Here is a 20,945-nt window from a genome sequence, read left to right on the forward strand (position 1 = left end):
GCTCTCCATCCAGAATTCGTGCGAATACCGGTTCCCGATTGGAAAGCGCCGAAGGGCATTCACTATCCCTTTACAGCTCCAGCGGTCAGGCCGCTGACAATCTGGCGCTGGAAGACCATCACCAGCAGGAACAGGGGCGCAATGATTGAGACGGCAGCGGCCACTGCGATAACTTGGTCAGTGGTCGTCGTCTCTCGATTGAAGAAGCTCGCGATCGCGGGAACCATGGTCTGGTTCGTGGCATCAAGCAGCAGCGACGTCACCAAGAAGTCATTGTAGGCCAGCAGGAAACTGAACAGCCCGGTTGTTATCACTCCGGGCCACATGACAGGCATGATCACCCAGCGGAATGCCTGGAAATGCGTGCAGCCGTCGACGCGAGCGGCCTCGTCGAGTTCATTGGGAATGTTCTGGAAGAAAGAACGCAGCATCCAGATCGTGAAGGGCTGGTTGATCGACACCAGCACCGCAATCACAGCCAGAGGCTGACCATAGAGCGTTGGCGCGTTGTCTCCGAGGATCGGCGCCAATAGCTCTGCAGAATTGACGAATACCGGCAGGTAGCCTGCGACCAGCACCGAATGGGGCAAGGCCCGGAAAATAAGGGCGGTGATCAGCAGCCAGAACGCAATATTCGACCCGGACCGTGCCAGACCATATCCAGCCAAAGTGCCGACCGTCAGGGACACCGTCACCACACCACCTGTCACGATCAGCGAGTTGATAAAATTCTGATGGAAGTCACGCTCGACCCAAATGCTTTGGTAGTGCTCCGTGGTCAATCCGATGATGGGCGTGCCAAGGGGGCCGAGCACGGGATTCAAAAGCGCCAAAATCGCGGGCAGCGCGTAGAAAAACACCAGGATGAAGCCAAGCGCGTAGCCAACGACACCGATGATCCATCCCGCCCAAACCTGCCCCGCCGGGCTGAGCGTGCGGACCTTCTCGGGCAGCCAACTCAACGCAAGTTTGATCGTGAAGAAAAGGACGGTCAGACCAAGCAGGATATCGATTGTCGACAGGCCATTGCCGCGATCGCGCGTGACAGGGCCGATAATCACGTCCCACGGATTGGCCGCAAACGCATCGACGGGCGACTTGAAGCTCATCACGGTGATCCAGAAGATTGGAAACGCCGCGATCAAACACCAGAAGGCCAGAAAGGCGGCAGAGCCGAGCCTGAGTCCAAGGGGCTGTCGCATCGCGCGGGGCATGTCACTCATATCCGACACTCCTGATAGGACAGCGCCTCGGCGCGCAGGTCAAAGACAGTCACCATCTTAATGCGAGCTCCCTTTGTGATCGCGCCAAGTGCGACGCAGCAATGGGATCAGAATGATCACAATGCCCACCATGGTCAGCATGGCCGACGCATTGGCACGGCTGAACGCGCGGTTGCCCGCATCATCCGGCGACAGGAAATCAAAGGTCAGCCATTGCAGTGAGATTACATGCGCTTGCGCCCTGAAGCCGACGATTTCCTCGAAGACCCGGTAGGCATCCATCAGATGGATCAGCGATATGAAGATGATCAAAGGCATCAAATGTGGGATCACCACATAGCGCAGGCGGTCGAACCGGCTGGCACCGTCAATAATCGCCGATTCCAGCGTGTCTTGGTTCACTGTCTGCAGGCCCGCATAGAAGATCACAAAGGCGAATGGCGCGACATGCCAGACGCGGTAGAACAGCATCAGCAGTTCAATCGTCCAGGCCTGGGCAAACATCGCAATGTCCTGATCAAGCCAGGCCTCTAGTCCTCGCGTCAGGATGCCGTCGCCGATAAACAGCCATCGGATGGCCAAGGCACCGATAACCGGTGTGATGATAAAGGGCAGCAGCGACACGAAGATGATCGGGCCGCGGATCGAGCGCGCGGCGTTGTTCACGGCCAGCGCAATGGCGAGGCCAACACCAATGACCAGCGGCAGAGTCACCAGCGTGAACATCAGAGTAAACCGCAAGGCAGCCCAGAAATCGATTTGCATCAGCGCCGCATAGTCAAAACTACGAATAGCCTGCCATGCGCGCTCGGGTTCCAGGACACGGGCATAGGATAGAAAGCCCACCCATTCCGTCGTCGTGACCATTTGGCCGTTGTCATCCAGCACCGGTTGCGAGCGCAATTCGGTCGTGCAGTTCTGCGTCAGGAAACCTGCGGTACAGCTTTCAACCTCAACCTGCTCCATCACCGGCTGGGTCACTTGAAAGGACCCAAGGAATACCGAGACCAACGGTATCGCGATGAACAAAATCATCAAAAACAGTGACGGCCCGACGAACCCCATAAATGTCCGGAATTTCATGGCGCATGTCCCCCATGGGCCTGCCAAAGGCCCGGATATGTGACGATCCAACCGTTTTCGTCAGCGGTCAAGGTGGTCTCGTAACCGGTTTGCGATCGGTAGTCATAGCGCGTGGCGCTGCGACGACGATAGCTCTGACGCAGCGGCGCAACCTGCCAGGTGTTGTCGTTCAACCAAACCGCCTGGCTTTCGCCGCTGTCGCCGATCGCCAGATCCAATCGCCGTATCGCGCAGAGGTTCGTGGCAGGGGTAAAGCCCAAATCGATGTCGGTAGCGTCCTGCAATGCAGGATCGACGGTGCCGTTGACCGCCCAACCGGTCGGGTGACGATCCAGGGTCAGGTCAAAGTCGTTTTCATCGGACCAGCCGGTCACTCTCGCCGATTTGGGGCGCCAGGCGGCATCAAGACATACAATATATCTAAATCCGCGCGGCGCCCCGCCATCTTCATCAATGGTAACGCCGTCAAGCCGCCAGCCTTGGTCGGTCCGGCTCAAGCGGCAGGTTTCACACCCCGCCACATCTTGCCGTTTCCAATGCTTGACCGATCGCGCCACCAAATGTCCCCCTGGATGACCGAGGGCACGGATTTGCGCCCCCGGTCGATGGCTGGATTACTCCAGCAAACCCGCTTCTTGCGCGGCCACCGTGTAGGATGCCTCAACCGCCGCAAGCGCAGCTTCGGCAGATACATCGCCCGTGAAGAAGGCCGGGAGCTCGTTGCCAAGCGCCGTGTGCATCAGTCCCATCTGGGTGGTCGAAGGATAGGCTGTCGGCGCGGGCGAGGCGGTTGCCGTCGCAATGGCGCCAGCCGACATTTCATTCGGCTCATAGCCTTCGATCAACCAGATCGCCGCATCAGGCGCCGCCTCAACGGTTGAGCTATTCACGCCCTCCATCGCCAGGCGGAACGCATTGGCGGCTTCCTCATCCGAGATGTTCGAGGCTACGACGATCCCGTCCCACCATAGCGTGGTCGCGGGTGCGCCACCTTCCATGGCCAAAGGTGCGGAAGCGGTCCCGACAAGGCCAACAACTTCGCTTTCCGCTTCATCGTTCATGGCCGCTGCACGCGACGCCCAGAGGTTTGCCATGGCAATGCGGCCCTGCTGGAATTGCTGCTGCACGTAGGTCGAATCCGATGCCAGGAATTCGGGGTCCATGTACTCGGTCATACGCATCATGACATCGAGCGCGGCCAAGCCAGCTTCGGAATTCACATTGGGCGTGTTGTCGTCATTGACGAATGTTCCGCCGAAGCCCAGGAACATGTTGTTGAAATCCTGCGCCAGATTCCAGCCCGACGCAAAGGTGGCGCCCAGCGGGTAGTCGACGACATCCGCCTCATCGATAGCAGCGGCGACGGTCAGCACTTCTTCCCAGGTGGAGGGTACATCGAGACCAAGCTCTTCCAGGATATCGCTGCGATACATCAGGTGCTGCGTGTTCACCATCATCGCCACGGCCATGGTTTGGCCGTCGATCTGGATCAACTGGTTCGGCGTCAAATCCTGCCCGTATTCCGCGATCAGATCATCCAGAGGACGGATGGTGCCCGCATTCAGCAGCGGGGTGATCGTTCCGTTCGACACGCCGCCCAACTGGTAAAGCGACGGATTGGCGGCAAACCCCTCCGGCTGTTTGGTGCGGAATTCCTGATCCAACTCGGGTGAGAAGTTCCCACAGGTGGCCATCGCGTCGGTCACCGCGACCCAAGCCTCGAACGCGGCGCTCAGCATGGTGACTTCGCTCTCGTTCTCGAAGCTGCAGGTCGCGTGGCCATCGGCATAGGCCGCGCCCGCTGCCAGGCTGATCGCCCCCGCCAAGGCAATTTGTTTCACATACATCTCGTCTTCTCCCTGTCTTCGGTCCGAAGTCTACCCTCGGCCGACCAACGTTTTTTTGCGCATATGCGCCCTGTCGGGGGCGCCATGCTTCGGGCACTCTGCCGAATTTGCATAGGTTTGCAAGAATACGCTAGTGCCCGCCGCTTTCATCTGGCAAGCCTTTTCGCGCAAGTTCAAGTCCGAGGTGCATTATGGAAGATCCCCGTGCGCACATTCGCGCCGCTCTGGCGCGGCTCTTCACGGCCGACGCGGTGGATCTGGGCCAGATCGCTGCGCAGCTCTTTGCCCCCGAGGCGGAGATCGACGTGTCGGCGCCAATCGGACGGCTGACCGGACCGTCAGAGATCGCGGAAGGCTTGATCACGCCCCTGCGTCGCGCGCTCGTGCCCGCACGGCGCAGGGACCTGATGCTGATCGGCGGCCAGAACCGGCGCGACTACGGCGGGGAATGGGTGGCAAGTGTGACCCATATCACCGGGCTGTTCATCGATACGCTCTGGGGCATCGCGCCCAGCGACAAGCTGGCCTATCTTCGGATCGGAGAGTTTTGGCGCATCGAGGGTGATAAGATCGTCGAAGGACGGATCATTGTCGACCTGCTGGATCTCATCTATCAGACCGGTCGCTGGCCCTTGGACGAGGCGCATTACGGTGCCCCCACCGTGTTTCCGCCGCCCGCGACGCAAGATGGCCTCTGCCCTGGAAATCAGGCCGACGGCACCGCATCCCTGGATGTTGTCGAAGCCATGCTGAGCGCGTTGCACGTCTACAACCCGGAAACCTATGGATCGGATGGGCAGGTGGGCGCTGGCGGCACCTGGACGCCGGATTTTGCCTGGTACGGCCCGGGCGGGATCGGATCGACGGTCGCTTGGGACGGGTTCGTTCACCACCATCGCGGACCGTTCCTGCGCGCCTTCCCCGACCGCAAGGGCGGCAACCATTATTGCCGAATCGGCGACGGCAACTTCGCGGCAGTCTCAGGCTGGCCGTCGATGACCATGACCCACAAAGCGACCTATCTGGGCGTGCCAGCTACGGATCGTGCGCTGACCCTAAAGGTGATGGACTTCTACCGTTGCGAGGACGGTTTGATCGCAGAAAATTGGGTCTTGTTGGATTACATTGACCTGTTGGCGCAGATGGGCGTCGACGTGATCTCTAAATCGCACGAGATCTCGCGCTAGACGCGATGCCACTCTGGTCTGCGGGCGCAATTCGCGGCAAGCTGACCCGCATCAGCACCGACCATGGAATCCTCAATGCGCCTGCTTTCTCTGATCGCCGCCCTTTTCCCGAGCGTTGCCTTAGCGGACATTGTCGAAATTCCAGGCCCAAACGGTCCGCTGGCGGCTGAGGCGATCACCGTTTCGGGCGCCACGCACGCTGTGGTCATCATCCCAGGCTCCGGCCCGACTGACCGCGACGGCAATGCCCCGCAGATGGGGTTGAATTCCGACACCTATCGCCTGTTGGCCGAGGGATTGGCCGAGCGCGGCATCGCATCGCTGAGGATCGACAAACGCGGTTTCTACGACAGCGAGACCGCGATAGACGACCCCAACGATGTGACCATCGAGGCCTATGCCCAAGACGCCCGAGACTGGGTCACGCGCGCGGCCGAGATCGCACCCTGCGTGTGGCTCGCCGGGCATTCCGAGGGCGGACTTGTGGCTTTGGTCGCCGCGCAAGACCCACCCGATGGACTCTGCGGTGTGATCCTGATGGCGGCACCTGGGCGCCCCGTTGGGCAGCTGATGTTGGAGCAGCTGGAGGCGAACCCCGCAAATGCACCGTTCCTTCCGGAACTGCAAACGATTATCTCAGGTCTCGAAGGTGGGGATATGCGCGATCCGGAAACGATATCACCGATTCTCCAGCCATTATTCTCGGACGGATTGCAACGCTACATGATCAACCTGTTCTCCTACGATCCGGCGGATGTGGCGCGTGACTGGACCGGGCCAGCTCTGATCTTGCAAGGCAATGCCGATATTCAGATAGGTCCGGAAAATGGTGAACGGCTGGCAGCTGCCCTGCCCCAGGCCGCGACTGTGACGCTGGCCGAAGCAACCCACATGCTCAAACGTGATGTGACGGGCCAGCCCTATGCGACCTACACGGATCCGAACCTTCCCTTACATGAAGACGCGGTGCCGAGCATTGTCGCGTTCATAGAAAGCTCCGCGCCGGGCGAGTGAACCTCTCCTTAGCTTTCTTGTGTATTGTAAAGTTATTTACATACCAGAGTGATATTTGTGAAGTTCTGTTACACAATCCAGAGGCGAGCAAGCAAAGGCGTTCGTTTGACTCGCAAAGAGTGTCATCGTCGCGATGTCCAGCGGGTCTGACAGGTCTAATGCGTGGAGGCGCGTAACCTAGAGACCCCGGGGAGAAATGGATGACGCGCCAGAGGAAGCGCACGGTTTACGAGATCGTCACACGCGGATGTGCAATCGCATAGCCGGGCCGTGTAGCGCCATTGCATGACGCGATGGCCAAGGCGAGCGTCGTCCTGGGAACGAGGAGAGACCCGCTTTGACCGACACATCCATGCCGCCGTTGCTATCCAACGCCCATGTCGACCCCGCCCGATATGATGCGATGTACGACGCATCGATCAATGATCCAGAGGCGTTTTGGGGCGAACATGGCAAGCGCATCGATTGGATCAAACCTTACACTAAGGTGAAAGATACATCGTTTGAGCATGATGACGTGCATATCCGATGGTTCGAGGATGGCACTCTGAATGTCAGCGCGAATTGTATCGATCGGCATCTGGCCACCCGCGGCGATCAGACCGCAATCATCTTCGAACCCGACAGCCCTGACGAAGACGCGCAGCACATCACTTATGCGGAGCTGCACGAAAAGGTCTGCACCTTCGCCAATGTCCTGAAGGATTGCGACGTTTCCAAAGGCGATAGGGTGGTGCTCTACCTCCCGATGATCCCCGAAGCGGCGTATGCGATGCTGGCCTGCACCCGGATCGGCGCGATCCATTCGATTGTCTTTGCAGGTTTCTCACCGGATGCATTGGCCGCGCGGGTCAATGGCAGCCAGGCCAAACTGGTGATCACCGCCGATGGCGCGCCGCGCGGTGGACGCGTCACCGAGCTGAAAGACAACGTCAACAAAGCGCTTTTGCACAACGTCATCGACACGAAATGCCTGGTCGTGAAGCGCACGGGCGAACAGGTCGCTTGGGTCGGTGGCCGCGACATCTGGTACGACGATGTCGCCGCGCGCGTCAGCGCCGAGTGCCCACCTGAAGAGATGAATGCCGAAGACCCGCTATTTATTCTCTACACCTCCGGCTCGACCGGCCAGCCCAAAGGTGTTGTGCATACAACGGGCGGCTATCTCGTCTACGCCGCAATGACCCACGAGATGGTCTTCGACTATAAAGAGGGTGATGTCTTTTGGTGCACCGCCGATGTGGGCTGGGTGACCGGGCACAGCTATATTGTCTATGGTCCGCTTGCCAATGGCGCGACGACATTGATGTTTGAGGGCGTGCCCACCTACCCCGACGCGGGCCGGTTCTGGCAGGTCTGTGAAAAGCACAAGGTTAACCAATTCTATACAGCCCCCACCGCAATCCGCGCGCTGATGGGCAAGGGGCCGGAATTCGTTGAAAAGTACGATCTGAGCGATCTGAAGGTGCTGGGCACGGTTGGCGAACCGATCAATCCCGAGGCCTGGAATTGGTACAACACGCATGTGGGCAAGGGGAAATGCCCGATCGTTGACACCTGGTGGCAGACAGAAACCGGTGGACATTTGATGACCCCGCTTCCGGGCGCCCATGCGCTGAAGCCTGGCTCGGCTCAGCATCCGTTCTTTGGGATCAAGCCGCTGGTGCTGGAGCCGACCTCGGGTGAGGTTGTGGACGGCGACGGCGTCGAAGGTGTTCTGGTGATCGCCGATAGCTGGCCAGGGCAGATGCGCACCGTTTGGGGCGATCACGAGCGCTTCGTGAAAACCTATTTCAGCGATTACAAAGGCTATTACTTCACCGGCGACGGCTGTCGCCGTGACGCGGATGGCGATTACTGGATCACGGGTCGCGTTGACGATGTGATCAACGTTTCGGGTCACCGCATGGGCACGGCCGAGGTGGAAAGCGCCTTGGTCGCCCACGAGACCGTCAGCGAGGCCGCGGTGGTCGGCTATCCGCATCCGGTGAAGGGGCAGGGCATTTATTGCTACGTCACGCTGATGAATGACGAAACGCCATCTGACGAGTTGAAAAAGACGCTCAGCGATTGGGTCCGGCGCGAGATTGGCCCGATTGCCAAGCCCGATGTCATCCAATGGGCACCGGGCCTGCCCAAGACCCGTTCGGGAAAGATCATGCGCCGCATCCTACGCAAGATTGCAGAAAACGACTTCGGATCGCTGGGGGATACCAGCACGCTCGCCGATCCATCGGTGGTCGATGATCTGATTGAAAATCGCGCCAGCACGTAGGGCGCATCAAGGGTTCCGTCGCGGGGAAACGGCATCTCGCGGCGGATCTTCTGCCGTTTGGTCTGGGAGGACCGACGGCAGTCATCATAAAGGGAGAATAACATGTCGGAAAATAATGCGTATTGGTCAGCGAACCTGCGTCTGGTGACCATCTGTTTGGTTATCTGGGCGCTGTGCTCGTATGGCTTTGCGATCCTCTTCCGCCCGCTAATCGCGGGAATCGAAGTGGGTGGCACAGATCTGGGCTTTTGGTTCGCCCAGCAAGGGTCAATCCTGGTCTTTCTTTTTCTGATCTTCTTCTACGCCTGGCGCATGAACAAGATCGATAAAGATCACGGCGTGGACGAATAGGGAGCGCTGAGGGACATGGATCAAACAGTACTTAACTTTGTCGTTGTGGGGCTCAGCTTTGCGCTCTACTTCGGTATCGCGATTTGGGCCCGTGCAGGCTCTACATCTGAGTTCTATGCTGCTGGCCGGGGTGTGAACCCAGTGGTCAACGGCATGGCCACCGCGGCGGACTGGATGTCGGCGGCGTCGTTCATCTCAATGGCTGGCCTGATCGCCTTTACGGGCTACAACAATTCACTCTTCCTGATGGGCTGGACCGGTGGTTACGTCCTGATGGCGATGCTTTTGGCACCTTACCTGCGTAAGTTCGGCAAGTTTACCGTGCCAGAATTTGTGGGGGACCGGTATTACTCCAACACGGCGCGCGTCGTGGCGGTGGTTTGCCTGATCATCATCTCGACCACATACGTGATTGGGCAGATGACCGGTGCAGGCGTGGCGTTCTCGCGCTTCCTCGAAGTTTCCTCGACTGCTGGCCTGATCATCGCATCCTGCGTTGTGGCTGTTTACGCGGTTTTGGGCGGCATGAAGGGCATCACCTACACGCAGGTGGCGCAGTATTGCGTCCTGATCGTGGCCTACACCATCCCAGCGATCTTCATCTCGCTGCAACTGACCGGCAACCCGATCCCGGGTCTGGGTCTGTTCAGCAATATGAACGATGGTCTTGCCGGTGGTGTGGAGGCGGGGACCCCGCTTTTGGTCACACTGGACGGTTTGCTGACCGATTTGGGCTTTAACGAGTACACGGCCACCACGAACCCCTGGTTGATGGCGCTCTACACCTTGTCGCTGATGATCGGGACCGCGGGCCTGCCCCACGTGATCATCCGCTTCTTCACGGTGCCGAAAGTGTCTGATGCGCGCTGGTCCGCTGGCTGGGCGTTGGTGTTCATTGCTCTGCTGTACCTTACCGCGCCTGCGGTTGGTGCGATGGCGCGCCTGAACATCATCACCACCATGTGGCCGGAAGGCACGCAGTCCGAGGCCGTCGAGGCAGACCAACTGCCCGATTGGTTCAACACTTGGCAGGTCACCGGCCTACTGGGCGTCGAAGATCTGAACGGTGACGGTCGTATCCAATACTACAACGATGCGTCACCCGAAGGTCAGGCCTTTGCCGAAGCCAATGGTCTGGAAGGCAACGAGCTTGTCACATTCAACCGTGACATCCTTGTGCTGGCCAATCCAGAAATCGCCAACCTGCCGCCCTGGGTGATCGCCTTGATCGCTGCCGGTGGTATCGCGGCGGCCCTGTCCACGGCGGCGGGCCTGCTCTTGGCGATCTCTTCGGCGATCTCCCATGACCTGATCAAGTCTGTGATCAATCCGAACATTTCGGAAAAGGGAGAGCTTATGGCGGCCCGTATCTCGATGATCGTGGCGATTGTCGGGGCGACATTGCTGGCGCTGAACCCGCCAGGCTTTGCGGCACAAACCGTGGCCTTGGCCTTCGGTCTGGCGGCAGCCTCGCTGTTCCCGACGCTGATGATGGGCATCTTCTCCAAGCGGATGAACTCCGCGGGCGCCATCGCAGGGATGCTGGCAGGCATCATCTCGACCTGCCTCTACCTGTTCCTGTTCCTGGGCTGGTTCTTCATCCCCGGCACGGCGATGCTGACGAGCGACCAGTATTTGTTCGGTATCCCGCCGACCCATTTCGGGCCGATCGGTGCTGCCTTCAACTTCGGTGTTGCCTTCCTGGTGTCGCGGGCAACCGCCGCTCCGCCGCAGGAGATCCAGGATCTTGTGGAAAGCGTTCGCATCCCTCGCGGTGCGGGTGCGGCCACGGGTCACTGATCCTTTGGGGCCGATGGCAGGACCATCGGCCCCATTGCAAAACCCAAGGCGCATCCCGACAAGGTTGGGGTGCGCTTTTTTAGTCGAACGGGACCCTGCCCCATGACCGAGACATCCATCACCGATCTGCTGGCCCGCACGCACCCCTATGATGCTTTGCCCGCCGCCGACCGCATGACCTTAGCAGCGGGGGCCGAAACCTTGGAGTTTGCGGACGGGGATGTGATTTATGCCCTTGGCGCACCCGTCACAGCATTGTGTCTGATCGTTTCGGGGCAGGTTCATATCACGGGTGCAGATGGCATCGAAGTGCTGTCCATCCTGGGGCCCGGCAATTCGTTTGGCGAGCGCGGGCTGATGCGCGATGGCATGGCACCCGTCAATGCCGTCGCCGTGGCGCCGACCCAAGTCATCGCGATCTCGATCGAAGCCTTTAAGGCGATGATTGATGCCCATCCTGTGGCGCATCGCTTTTTCGACCGAACCCGGTCCGCAGGTGCCAAACGCCAGGACATTACCACCATCGCGGTGGACGATCTGATGACACGCACGCCGTTAACCTGCACGCCCGACGCTCCGCTGATCGAAGCCGCAGGGAAAATGCGGGCGTTGGGGGTATCCTGCATCATCGTCGCCGAAGATGACGCGGTGCGCGGTATCCTGACGACGGGCGACATCACGTCACGCGCTGTGGCTGAGGGGTTGGACCTGTCTACGCCTGTCGCGCAAATCATGACGCCCGATCCCCTGACATTGCCGCCCAGCGCGATGGTGGCCGATGTCCTAAACGCGATGGTCGAACGCGCGATCACTCATATGCCGGTGACCGAGGCGGGGCGCTTGGTGGGCATCCTCACGCAAACCGATCTGACCCGGTTTCAAGCGACCTCTTCAGCGGCGTTGATCCACGACATCGCGAAAGCGCCCGATGCAGCTTCGATTGCGAAGGTCACTGCGCGCATTCCGGAATTGCTGGTGCAGTTGGTCAGCGCGCAGAACCCGCACCAAACGGTAACGCGTTTGATCACCGATATCGGCGACGCGGCGACGCGGCGATTGCTCGTGTTGGCGGAGGAGAGGCTCGGCCCTCCGCCGGTGCCTTATCTTTGGCTCGCCTGTGGAAGTCAGGGGCGGCAAGAACAAACCGGCGTCAGCGATCAGGACAATTGTCTGATCCTCCATGATGATGCGACCGATGCGGACGACGCCTATTTTGCCGCCTTGGCCAAATCGGTCAGCGACGGATTGGACCAGGCCGGATATTTCTATTGTCCGGGCGACATGATGGCGACCAACCTACAATGGCGACAACCCCTGGCCATCTGGAAACGCTATTTTCAAGGCTGGATCGACAAGCCCGACCCGCAAGCGCAGATGCTCGCTTCGGTGATGTTCGACCTGCGCCCGATCGGCGGCACGACAGCGCTTTTCGATGGGCTGCAGGAACAGACCTTGGACACCGCGAAAAGCAATTCGATCTTCGTCGCGCATATGGTCAGCAATTCGCTGAAGCATACCGTTCCGCTCGGCCTGTTCCGGGGGTTTGCGATGGCACGTGCGGGAGAGCACAAGAATACAATTGATCTCAAGCATAACGGTGTGGTGCCGATTGTTGATCTGGGGCGGATTTATGCGTTGACCGGTGCGCTGACCCAGGCCAATACACGCGCCCGTATCGTCGCGGGGATGGCCGAGGGGGCGGTCTCGGCAGCAGGCGGGCGCGATCTGCTGGATGCCTATGACCTGATCGCCGACACTCGGCTGGAACATCAGGCCACACAGATCAAACGCGGTGAGGCGCCCGACAATTTCATGCCGCCCGCCGCTCTATCGGATTTTGAACGTAGCCATCTGCGCGACGCGTTCGTCGTGGTAAAAACAATGCAATCCGCCGCCGGATCTGGCCGCGGATACTTCAGTTGAGGGAGCCTTCTGAATGTTCTGGACCTTGATCGCCGCCGTTTTCTCGGGCCTTGCCGGGGCGGGCATCGCGATGGCTTTGCGCAAATTGTCGGGCAATCGCTTGCCCAAGGGGATCATGCCGGTCTTCGCCGGGATTGCCATGATCGCAGGCACAGTCGCACAGGAATATTCCTGGTTCCCCAACAATTTGGACGATCTACCACCCGATGCAGTGGTTCTGTCGACGCGCGAACAGCAAGCGGTTTATCAGCCGTGGACCTATGTCCAGCCCTGGGTGCGTGGCTTCATTGCCTTTGCCCCGAGCGAAACGGTCGAGACAATGGAAGGATCAGAGGTCTATGTGATCCAAGCCCATATCCGTGAACGTTGGCAGCCCGCGATAATTCGACCGGTTTTGGTGGATTGCGCCCGCGAACTGCGTTTCGACATCGCGGCAGATACCACCTTTGACGACGAGGGGCGGCCTGAGGGGCTAAGCCCTGTGGGTGACGGACCGGATGATCCGGTAATCCCCTCGGTCTGCGCGGCGAGTTAGACGCCGCGCGGAATTCCGGGGCAAGGAGGAGGCCCCATACTATGTTGGTCCATCTGTCACTTCGCCTGCGCGTTTTTCTACTATTTGCCTTTCTGGCGGCGGCCACTTCGGGTTTGGCCATTGCGGGTCTGGCAATGGGATATGTCCGGCTGGGCGAAACCCATGCTTTGTCCGCATTTCTAATCGCGGGCGTCATCGCAGTCTTTGCGATTTTTGGTCTGACCACCTGGATCTGGACCTTGTTCGACGAAAATGTCGCCAAACCGGTCGAACGCCTAGCGGCAGACATGCGCGCCCGCGCCCATGCGGATGTGGCGGCCGATCTGGACGCCGATCGTGCGGGATATCTGGGCGATCTGGCACCCGCCGCCGCCGCGGTTACAGAAACCCTGACCGAAACACGCAATGCGATGGCCCTTGCCGTTGGGCGCGAGACCGCACGGCTGACAACTCAAAAGGCACGGCTGGAGGCCTTGCTCGCCGATCTCCCGGATGGGGTAGTGTTCTGCACCCCCGATCACAAGCTCGCCCTGTATAACGGGCGCGTCGCCGATCTGGTTGGCGCGCCCGAAGCATTGGGATTGGCCCGGCCTCTGTCGGGCCTACTGCGCATGGGCCCGGTCACCATGGCCTATGAGCGGCTTGTTGCAGGGAATACCGAAGGCGGAGCGGACGTGTTGGTCACCACACGGGCTGGGGCGCGCTTGCTGGAGGCGAGGATGCGCCTCATGCGGCTGGAGGGGCAAGAAACCGAAAGACCCGGCTATGTGCTGAGCCTGCGCGACGTGTCTGGCGATCTGCCTGTCTTGGCGGAGCGGGCTCGGCTGCTGGATGATGCGATCGACTGCTTGCGCAAGGTAAACGCGGCCCAGGCTGATGATCTGGCCGCGCGCAAGACTGCGACAGACACCGAATGGTGGCCAATGGAGGTGCTGGCCGCCTCGGATCTCGGCGCGGCACTTAAGGCGCGTTTGGCGCGCAAAGGCGTTACGATGACCTGCGATTTGGGCGATGACCCGGTGAAATGCGATGGGTTTGCCATCACGCGCCTGCTCGAAAGGCTGGCCTTGGAATGGCATGGCGGCGGGGGCGGCGACCTGCGTCTCTCCGACGGTCTGCGCCTGTCCGCAAACGGACCCTTGCCCGACGGCTGGCACGATTGGCTGACCACCCCTCTGTCGCCAGGCTTATCAAGCTTTGCGGGCCAAGATGTGCTGACCTGCCATGGCATAGCTTTGCAGGTGGAAAAGAATGGCGCGACGCTGTGCCTGCCTCTTTCGAATGCCGCCGCGAAACAATCCGCGCCTCAGCCCCAAGTGCTTTACGATTTTGACCTGCTGGACGCAGATCTGCCCGATGACCTGGCCGATTGCGCGCTATCGGATCTCAGCTACGTTGTGTTCGACACGGAAACCACTGGGCTCAACCCCGCCGTGGATGAGGTCTGCCAAATCGCTGCGGTGCGTATGGTCAATGGCCGCGTGGTGGGCGCCGAACGGTTTGACATGTTGGTCAATCCCGGGCGCCCGATCCCGCCCAGTTCCACCGAAGTACATCACATCGATGACGATATGGTTGTCAGCGCGCCACCGGTGACCGAGGCTCTGCGGCGATTCCACCTGTTTGCCCACGGGGCGGTGCTGGTCGCCCATAACGCGCCGTTCGATATGGCCTTCCTGCGCCGCCGCGAGGCCGAGATCGGCGCACGGTTTGATCAGCCGATCTTGGATACCGTCCTGTGTTCGGCCATCCTCTACGGCCAGACTGAGGAACACACCCTGGATGCGCTCTGCGACCGGCTGGCGGTTCGCATCCCCGAAGATGCGCGGCACAGCGCGCTTGGCGACGCGCTTGGCACGGGCGAAGCGATGGAACGGATGATTCCCATGCTTCACGCCGCCGGAATTGAGACCTTACGCGCACTTATCACCGCCTTTGATCGCCATAAGCGTTTGATTGGCCACTTGAACTGAGGCAGGTGCCGCTGCGGCATCGCTGTCATTGCGCTATATGCTGCACTGCGGCATAGTCAGGGCGTAGTGTTCGGAGTAGTTCAAGATGTCGCGCATGCCTTTGTATAAAGCCGCCGAAACCGAGATGATCGCTCGCATCCAACGAGGAGACTGGGAAATCGGGCGCAGGTTGCCCAACGAGTTTCAATTGGCCGAAGAATTCGGCGTCAGCCAGGGAACCATGCGCCGTGCCTTGATCAGCCTCGAAGGCATGGGATTATTGAACCGCAAGCCCGGTCGCGGCACGCTTGTTGCCGCCAACTCACCCGAAGCAGCCTCCGGATCAGCGCAAACACTATTGCCTGTTTTAACCGACAAAAGCGGCGCGCTGCTGGAATTGGCGACATTTCGCGCCCGGCAAGAAACGCGCCAAGCGACCGCTGCCGAAGCCGAGCATATGAACACAGCCCGCGTTTCGGTTCTGGAGCGGACATTGAAGCTGAACAGCGCGCGCGCTGCGATGGATGCCATTGCTGTCCCTGAAGCATTGATCGACAGCTTGGATGATGACGCCCCGGTCGAATTGGCCGAGTTTCTGGAACATCACGGCATAAGCGCCGCGCGGCTAAGCGCCGAAGCCAGTGCGGAAATGACGGATATGGCGCAATCAGTCGCCCTGTCTGTAGACCGCCACACCGCGCTGCTGGTAATCCGGCTCGCAGCCTACGACACGTCCGGCCAAGTCATCGCACGTCAAATCCTGCGTGTGGCGGCGCCGGAGGCTCGGTTAGGCCATCGCTGACACTTTCGTATTGACCCGAGGCGCGCAACGTCCTAATTCGCGCCCGTTGTGGCGGAGTAGCTCAGTTGGTTAGAGCAGCGGAATCATAATCCGCGTGTCGGGGGTTCAAGTCCCTCCTCCGCTACCATCGAAAACCCCCAAGCCGGATCGATCAGTGGACCAATGCGCCCCGAGAGCGCGACGTTGGTCCCTTCGGGCCCGGAATCTTCGATGACGACAACATCGATCACCTGGCGCAAGAGAGCGACAACCTCGGAATCTTCGAATACATCAACGGCTTCTATATTCCATGCCGAGGGCACTCAGCTTTGTGTTGGAAAAGTCCCGCCGCCCTCGAACGGAAGGTGGCCTAAACGAGCGCTTGGGGCGGCACGACAACAGCACAGGTCCAAGCCATTCTACTAAGCGCTTCTATCTCTGCCTGGGGTAGTCCACTTTTACATGCAAGCAAGCTTACTCAGTTGACCGTCGACCGTATATTGCTTGGCGGAGTTCGCTCAGAGACGCCGACATCGCATATAGAAAATCTCCCTCCTCCGGCCGATTGGCTAAAGGCGGAAAAATCGCGTTTTGAAGGCCCAGATCTTCGACGCGCGCAAGGGCGACGGCGTCCGGTTCGGCTTCCCAAAGAAACACCTGCGCGCCCGTCTCTGCAATCAAGGTCTCAAGCATCGCCCATTGGTCCTCGCCTATGGTTTCGTGAGGGTCCCAGTCCAGCGCGGCCACATCGAAACCATAGGCTCGCGCAAAATATTGGTAACGCGGATGGGATGCGATCAAGGGGATCTCCGCCGCCGCGCCTCCGATTTCGCGGGCCTCCGCATCCAGCGCGCTGAGGTCCCGCGTCAAAGACGCGAGATTATCCGCAATAGCAGTCTCGTCTGCGCGCGCCCGGCGGATCAACGCGGTAGCGATGGCCTCTGCTTGCAGGGCTGCCTGAGCGAAATCGAGCCAGACGTAATTCGCCACGCCGGTGTGGGAATGCGCGCCACCCTCGCCGTGGGAATGGGTTATGGTCTCGGTCGCGATGAAGTCGCTTTCGAACGCGGCTGAGGTCAGCACGGTCCGCGACCGTGGTAGGGTCGTGCGGGCCGTCCAATCGGCAAAGCCTGCACCGTTTAGCAGGATCAAATCGGCCGACTGGATCGCGGTGATATCGGCTATACCCGGTCGCCAGAACGACGGATCGACATCGCCCGGCACGTTGAATGTGACGTCGGCCAGATCCCCGGCCAATCGTTCCGCAAAATAGGCCAGAGGATAGTTTACGGCTGCTATCCGCAAACGCTGCTGAGCGACGACCCGCCCGCCAATGGCGCTTGAAACCGCGGCCACGGTTAGGCCGATCAGGGTGCGACGGGAGAGAGGCGGATAGGTCATAGTCAACTCCCAGAGCCGCGAGCGATATCTTCGGGCGTCAGGATCCAGTAATTATCGTGGCCCTCACCGGTCCGGACCTCAATCAGCAGGCCCGTATCGGCATGAGCGGGATCGAGTGGGAAGCGTGTTACGCCATCCTCCCCCACCGGAAGGAGCATCAGTGCTTCACCCTCTGCGTCCAGCACGCTGACCTCACCCAGTTGCGGCAGGTTGCCATTGGAAAACCGGCTCTCCACGATCACGACGCCCTCTTCGACATAGGCAAAGACGTTCAACTGGTGCGCCAGGGCGGCGGTGGACATGACCACCACCGCCGTCAGCATGGCGACCAGCCATTTCATTGGCCGGTCCAGCCCTCGAAGTGGACCCAAATCACGGCACCCAATTCGACGGCCTTGTCTTCACCCTCGAACTCCAGCGTCTCAGGCGCAGTGTTGAGCGCGGCGAAGCCCCACCATCCGGCACTGGGCGTGGCATAGCTGAAGACGCCGTCGGCATCGGCAACGATGGTCTGGGTGATCATCAGATCGGACGGCGACGTGGCCGACTGATCTTCGTTATAATATTCCACCTCGACCTCCGCGAAGGGCACCGGCTCGCCTTCGAGCAGTACGCGGCCCTGGAAGACATTGCCTTCCCAGATGCCGAAGGGCCGGGTCAGCGGTTCAATCTCGGTGCGCAGACCCAGAAGGGCGTCCCACCCCTCGTCATCGTCATAAGCGCTGACATAGGTTTTTGTGTAGTGCACGATGTAGCTGTCCTCGGCTGGCTCCCAATAGGGTTCGGGCTCCATCGCGAAGATGTAGGTGCCGGGACGCTCCAGATCATAATCCAGCGTGTAGCCCGCGTTTTCCATCAATGTAGCAGGCTGCAATTGGTCCAACAGGTCCGTCGTCTCGCCATCATGGGTCACCGAAAAGGAAACCGGCGCGACCAATTCCATCCCGTCCAACTCAAACGGATGCGAGAACGAAACCTCCAGGCTCACGGACCGCCCGTCCTGCTGGCTGATCATTGGATCGGATGGGATGATCATGCCGTAATGGGCCAGCGCCGCACCAGCGCTTAGCGCCGTGGTCGTCAAGATCGTTGCAAATGTCAGTTTCATAGTATTTCCCCGTGTCTTCAAAGGTGTCGTTTGCGCTAAGTGGCCAGCAGCCATGTCACGATGGTATCGCCTGAGGATTGCACCGCCATGACGATGGCCAATGCGATCATTCCGGCGCATGCCAGCAGGATCACGGTTTCTGACGCCAGCAGACGTATGATCATTCCGGGGCGCGCCCCCAATTTGAACGCCGTCTGCATCTCTCGCGCCCGCAGACGGTAACTTAGAAAAACCGCAAGACCAACAGCGGCGAATGCAGCCGCCCCCACAATCACGGTAACCGCGTCGAGCAGCGACTTGATGCGGAAAATGCGGTCGACCAACTCGCCCACAACCTCTGCCGGGACAACGATTTGCAAGGGGTTGGCAGTATCCAGATAGCGACCCCGCAGGATCGTTCCGGCACGCTCATCATCCGGCACAACGAGGATACCGGAAACCGGATAGGTGTCCGGGTCGCCGTGGAAATGAAAGCTGTCGATGTTCTCAGGCATGATACGGTTGAACTCGACGATAGCCGCGTTCGCAACAACCTCATCCGCATCGGCATCCGTTGCCACGACGCCCTCATGGCCGTGACCGATGCCCGAGATCACCCAGGTCGTGGCGATATCGACAAAGACGGCCTCGTCATCGGGCGTACCCGTCGGGGCGAGAACACCTACAATGTTCAGCTCCAGCGGATAGACGCCATCGAGATCGAACAGGTTTTGCGGCGCGGAGACGACCGTATCCCCGGGGCTCAGGCCAAGCCGCTCCGCGGTAGCCGCGCCCAGAACGGCCTCTCCCAACACGGCAAGCTGGCGGCCCTCGGCGATGGAGAGGTCGCGGAACTCGAAATAGTCGAGGCTGGTGCCGACAATCCGCGCGCCATTGGTTTCGAACGCGGTGTTGAGTGGGATAGGAATGGCCATTGCGCTATCCCAGACGTCTTCCGCCGCGGCCATGGTCACCGGTTCTGCCCGGTCGTCGGAGAAATAGAGCGCGTTCATGATCAGGTCGAGCTGGCTGCCGCGATTGCCAAGCACCAACGGTGTGGCCTCGGCCCGATCCGTCAGCGATGTGCGTGCACCGTCCAGCAAGACTTGGCTGACCAATGGGACCGAAAGGATCAACGCGGCCACAAGCACGAGGATGGCCGAGCGCAACCAATGAAACCTAAGATAGGCGAAGGCCAGGTAGAGCGTGTTCACGCAGCACCCTCCGCATCCATGCGATAATCGGCAAAGTCGATAATACGATCGAAGCGGGGCAACAGATCGTGGTCATGGGTCACCGCCAGAAGGCTCGCCCCAGCCTCGCGCGTGCGCGAGAACAACAGATCGAGGATCGCAGACTTGTTCTCTGGGTCGAGATTGCCCGTCGCTTCGTCCGCAAGGATCAGCTTAGGTTGGCGCACCAGCGCTCGGCAGAGCGCTACCCGCTGCTGTTCGCCCTGGCTCAACGCGCCAGGCCTGCGCCCAAGCTTGCCGCTCAGCCCGCAGGCCTCGGCCAGGTGATCGGCGCGGGCCCGCGCCTCTGCATTCAGGGGCGCACCGGATGTGATACGGTACGGATAGAGGATGTTGTCTCGGGCGCTCAGATAATCGAGCAACGCGAAATCCTGAAACACGAACCCGATCTTGTCCGCGCGCAACGTGCGCCGCGCGCCATCCGAAAGACCCGTCATTTCTTGACCATCCAGCATGATCTGACCCGCTTGCGGCACCGCGATGCCCGCGATCAAGTTCAGCAGGGTGGTCTTGCCAGTGCCACTTGGACCGACAACCGCGACCCGCTCGCCCTCGGACAGATTGAAACTTGGCACGGCAAGGCGAAAGTCACTGCCGGGATAGGAAAAGGCGATATCACGAAGCTCGATCACGGCGCGGCTGCCACCATTTCCCCAGCCTCCGACCGGTCCACGTCCGTCAGGTCAAACCCGGTCAGCCGCCAAGCGCCCTCCACCGGCTCCAGCGTCAGAACGGCGGCGTAGGTGTTTCCGCGGACATGCATATGGGTCGCGTGGCCCACTGTTCCGACAACACGCCAACGAGAATTCCAGATAAAGGTCTCTCCCTCCCGCTCCTGATCAATGCGGATCATCTCCATCGTATGGATCTCCTGGTCCGCTTCCTCCGAGGGATCGAGCCCGCCGCCCACCATCGCGCCAACACGTTCCAGGTAAAGCTCCTCCAGCGCCTCGCCTGCCGCCACCTGGGCCAAGCTGTCGTAAATCGCGCCCTCGTCGGTTTCATTAAAGGCACGATAAACGGTGGTGAGCATTTCCGGCGCAACGAGAAAGAAATTCTCCGCCATCTCATCCCCTGTCATCGGTTCGAACCCCGCGATCTCATAGGATGCGGGGCTTCGCGAGCTATTGGATGTGAGGGTCCAGACCACCGCGATCCCGCTGATCACGACCGCTCCGGCAAACGCCAAAAATCGCATCTTGTTCTTACGCTGGGAAGTTTGGTTCCAGTTCG

At 60.1% G+C, this 20,945-nt stretch carries 19 protein-coding genes and 1 tRNA gene; 10 read left to right on the forward strand and 10 right to left on the reverse strand.

Annotation, left to right across the window (positions count from 1 at the left end):
- Window positions 1–62 precede the first annotated feature (62 nt).
- From V8J82_RS05165 to V8J82_RS05180, 4 genes are read right to left on the reverse strand one after another with little or no spacing between them, the layout of a single operon-like run.
- Window positions 63–1,223, reverse strand: a complete 1,161-nt coding sequence (locus V8J82_RS05165; RefSeq protein ID WP_339972835.1) for a carbohydrate ABC transporter permease — start codon at window positions 1,221–1,223, stop codon at window positions 63–65.
- 57 nt (window positions 1,224–1,280) lie between these two features.
- A complete protein-coding gene (locus V8J82_RS05170) occupies window positions 1,281–2,306 on the reverse strand; it encodes a carbohydrate ABC transporter permease (RefSeq protein WP_339972837.1) in 1,026 nt (341 codons plus the stop codon).
- Window positions 2,303–2,863 carry a putative glycolipid-binding domain-containing protein gene (locus tag V8J82_RS05175; protein ID WP_339972840.1) on the reverse strand — a complete coding sequence of 187 codons (561 nt, stop codon included), beginning with the start codon at window positions 2,861–2,863 and terminating at the stop codon, window positions 2,303–2,305. The genes V8J82_RS05170 and V8J82_RS05175 overlap by 4 nt, the downstream gene beginning before the upstream one ends.
- 57 nt (window positions 2,864–2,920) lie before the next feature.
- On the reverse strand, window positions 2,921–4,153 hold the full coding sequence (locus V8J82_RS05180; protein WP_339972842.1) for an ABC transporter substrate-binding protein: 1,233 nt from the start codon (window positions 4,151–4,153) through the stop codon (window positions 2,921–2,923).
- 191 nt (window positions 4,154–4,344) lie between these two features.
- On the opposite strand from V8J82_RS05180, the gene V8J82_RS05185 reads away from it, so the two are divergent.
- The 10 genes from V8J82_RS05185 to V8J82_RS05230 all read left to right on the forward strand — a co-directional run bounded on the left by V8J82_RS05185 (window position 4,345) and on the right by V8J82_RS05230 (window position 16,119).
- Window positions 4,345–5,340 (forward strand): nuclear transport factor 2 family protein, encoded by a 996-nt coding sequence (locus tag V8J82_RS05185; protein ID WP_339972845.1) that lies wholly within the window; start codon window positions 4,345–4,347, stop codon window positions 5,338–5,340.
- 75 nt (window positions 5,341–5,415) lie between these two features.
- Entirely contained in the window at window positions 5,416–6,354 is a 939-nt protein-coding gene (locus tag V8J82_RS05190; RefSeq protein ID WP_339972847.1) for an alpha/beta hydrolase, read from the forward strand.
- A gap of 352 nt (window positions 6,355–6,706) precedes the next feature.
- The gene (gene acs, locus V8J82_RS05195) at window positions 6,707–8,629 is read left to right on the forward strand and encodes an acetate--CoA ligase (RefSeq protein WP_339974525.1); all 1,923 of its coding nucleotides are present in this window, start codon (window positions 6,707–6,709) and stop codon (window positions 8,627–8,629) included.
- Between the two features lie 102 nt (window positions 8,630–8,731).
- On the forward strand, window positions 8,732–8,980 hold the full coding sequence (locus tag V8J82_RS05200) for a DUF4212 domain-containing protein (protein ID WP_339972849.1): 249 nt from the start codon (window positions 8,732–8,734) through the stop codon (window positions 8,978–8,980).
- A 15-nt stretch (window positions 8,981–8,995) separates the two neighbouring features.
- Window positions 8,996–10,780, forward strand: coding sequence for a sodium:solute symporter family protein (locus V8J82_RS05205; protein ID WP_339972851.1), 1,785 nt, complete (start codon window positions 8,996–8,998; stop codon window positions 10,778–10,780).
- A gap of 102 nt (window positions 10,781–10,882) precedes the next feature.
- Window positions 10,883–12,703, forward strand: coding sequence for a DUF294 nucleotidyltransferase-like domain-containing protein (locus V8J82_RS05210; RefSeq protein ID WP_339972853.1), 1,821 nt, complete (start codon window positions 10,883–10,885; stop codon window positions 12,701–12,703).
- Window positions 12,704–12,716: 13 nt separating this feature from the next.
- Window positions 12,717–13,238, forward strand: a complete 522-nt coding sequence (locus V8J82_RS05215) for a hypothetical protein (protein WP_339972856.1) — start codon at window positions 12,717–12,719, stop codon at window positions 13,236–13,238.
- A 41-nt stretch (window positions 13,239–13,279) separates the two neighbouring features.
- Window positions 13,280–15,211, forward strand: coding sequence for a 3'-5' exonuclease (locus tag V8J82_RS05220; RefSeq protein WP_339972858.1), 1,932 nt, complete (start codon window positions 13,280–13,282; stop codon window positions 15,209–15,211).
- A gap of 94 nt (window positions 15,212–15,305) precedes the next feature.
- Window positions 15,306–15,992 (forward strand): GntR family transcriptional regulator, encoded by a 687-nt coding sequence (locus V8J82_RS05225; protein ID WP_339972860.1) that lies wholly within the window; start codon window positions 15,306–15,308, stop codon window positions 15,990–15,992.
- A gap of 50 nt (window positions 15,993–16,042) precedes the next feature.
- Window positions 16,043–16,119: transfer RNA gene (locus tag V8J82_RS05230), tRNA-Met, on the forward strand.
- A gap of 326 nt (window positions 16,120–16,445) precedes the next feature.
- On the opposite strand, the gene V8J82_RS05235 is transcribed toward V8J82_RS05230, so the two are convergent.
- The 6 genes from V8J82_RS05235 to V8J82_RS05260 are packed head-to-tail and all read right to left on the reverse strand — an operon-like array spanning window position 16,446 to window position 20,910.
- Window positions 16,446–17,372, reverse strand: a complete 927-nt coding sequence (locus tag V8J82_RS05235) for a metal ABC transporter substrate-binding protein (protein WP_339972862.1) — start codon at window positions 17,370–17,372, stop codon at window positions 16,446–16,448.
- Between the two features lie 2 nt (window positions 17,373–17,374).
- The gene (locus tag V8J82_RS05240) at window positions 17,375–17,713 is read right to left on the reverse strand and encodes a hypothetical protein (protein WP_339972864.1); all 339 of its coding nucleotides are present in this window, start codon (window positions 17,711–17,713) and stop codon (window positions 17,375–17,377) included.
- Entirely contained in the window at window positions 17,710–18,480 is a 771-nt protein-coding gene (locus V8J82_RS05245; protein ID WP_339972867.1) for a DUF4198 domain-containing protein, read from the reverse strand. Before V8J82_RS05245 ends, V8J82_RS05240 begins: the two co-directional genes overlap by 4 nt.
- Before the next feature lie 35 nt (window positions 18,481–18,515).
- Window positions 18,516–19,673 carry an ABC transporter permease gene (locus V8J82_RS05250; RefSeq protein ID WP_339972869.1) on the reverse strand — a complete coding sequence of 386 codons (1,158 nt, stop codon included), beginning with the start codon at window positions 19,671–19,673 and terminating at the stop codon, window positions 18,516–18,518.
- Window positions 19,670–20,344 carry an ABC transporter ATP-binding protein gene (locus V8J82_RS05255; protein WP_339972871.1) on the reverse strand — a complete coding sequence of 225 codons (675 nt, stop codon included), beginning with the start codon at window positions 20,342–20,344 and terminating at the stop codon, window positions 19,670–19,672. The genes V8J82_RS05250 and V8J82_RS05255 overlap by 4 nt, the downstream gene beginning before the upstream one ends.
- Window positions 20,341–20,910 carry a hypothetical protein gene (locus tag V8J82_RS05260; RefSeq protein ID WP_339972873.1) on the reverse strand — a complete coding sequence of 190 codons (570 nt, stop codon included), beginning with the start codon at window positions 20,908–20,910 and terminating at the stop codon, window positions 20,341–20,343. The genes V8J82_RS05255 and V8J82_RS05260 overlap by 4 nt, the downstream gene beginning before the upstream one ends.
- Between the last annotated feature and the right edge of the window lie 35 nt (window positions 20,911–20,945).

It is taken from the genome of Gymnodinialimonas mytili (assembly GCF_037544085.1).
Classification (GTDB): domain Bacteria; phylum Pseudomonadota; class Alphaproteobacteria; order Rhodobacterales; family Rhodobacteraceae; genus Gymnodinialimonas; species Gymnodinialimonas mytili.

What these genes read in the sequence shown, in the direction of transcription:
- V8J82_RS05260 (WP_339972873.1), bottom strand. Translation starts at nt 20,910, where the DNA reads ATGCGATTTTTGGCGTTTGCCGGAGCGGTCGTGATCAGCGGGATCGCG.
- V8J82_RS05215 (WP_339972856.1), top strand. Translation starts at nt 12,717, where the DNA reads ATGTTCTGGACCTTGATCGCCGCCGTTTTCTCGGGCCTTGCCGGGGCG.
- V8J82_RS05210 (WP_339972853.1), top strand. Translation starts at nt 10,883, where the DNA reads ATGACCGAGACATCCATCACCGATCTGCTGGCCCGCACGCACCCCTAT.
- V8J82_RS05185 (WP_339972845.1), top strand. Translation starts at nt 4,345, where the DNA reads ATGGAAGATCCCCGTGCGCACATTCGCGCCGCTCTGGCGCGGCTCTTC.
- V8J82_RS05240 (WP_339972864.1), bottom strand. Translation starts at nt 17,713, where the DNA reads ATGAAATGGCTGGTCGCCATGCTGACGGCGGTGGTGGTCATGTCCACC.
- V8J82_RS05180 (WP_339972842.1), bottom strand. Translation starts at nt 4,153, where the DNA reads ATGTATGTGAAACAAATTGCCTTGGCGGGGGCGATCAGCCTGGCAGCG.
- acs (WP_339974525.1), top strand. Translation starts at nt 6,707, where the DNA reads ATGCCGCCGTTGCTATCCAACGCCCATGTCGACCCCGCCCGATATGAT.
- V8J82_RS05165 (WP_339972835.1), bottom strand. Translation starts at nt 1,223, where the DNA reads ATGAGTGACATGCCCCGCGCGATGCGACAGCCCCTTGGACTCAGGCTC.
- V8J82_RS05220 (WP_339972858.1), top strand. Translation starts at nt 13,280, where the DNA reads ATGTTGGTCCATCTGTCACTTCGCCTGCGCGTTTTTCTACTATTTGCC.
- V8J82_RS05225 (WP_339972860.1), top strand. Translation starts at nt 15,306, where the DNA reads ATGCCTTTGTATAAAGCCGCCGAAACCGAGATGATCGCTCGCATCCAA.
- V8J82_RS05235 (WP_339972862.1), bottom strand. Translation starts at nt 17,372, where the DNA reads ATGACCTATCCGCCTCTCTCCCGTCGCACCCTGATCGGCCTAACCGTG.
- V8J82_RS05245 (WP_339972867.1), bottom strand. Translation starts at nt 18,480, where the DNA reads ATGAAACTGACATTTGCAACGATCTTGACGACCACGGCGCTAAGCGCT.
- V8J82_RS05170 (WP_339972837.1), bottom strand. Translation starts at nt 2,306, where the DNA reads ATGAAATTCCGGACATTTATGGGGTTCGTCGGGCCGTCACTGTTTTTG.
- V8J82_RS05205 (WP_339972851.1), top strand. Translation starts at nt 8,996, where the DNA reads ATGGATCAAACAGTACTTAACTTTGTCGTTGTGGGGCTCAGCTTTGCG.
- V8J82_RS05190 (WP_339972847.1), top strand. Translation starts at nt 5,416, where the DNA reads ATGCGCCTGCTTTCTCTGATCGCCGCCCTTTTCCCGAGCGTTGCCTTA.
- V8J82_RS05200 (WP_339972849.1), top strand. Translation starts at nt 8,732, where the DNA reads ATGTCGGAAAATAATGCGTATTGGTCAGCGAACCTGCGTCTGGTGACC.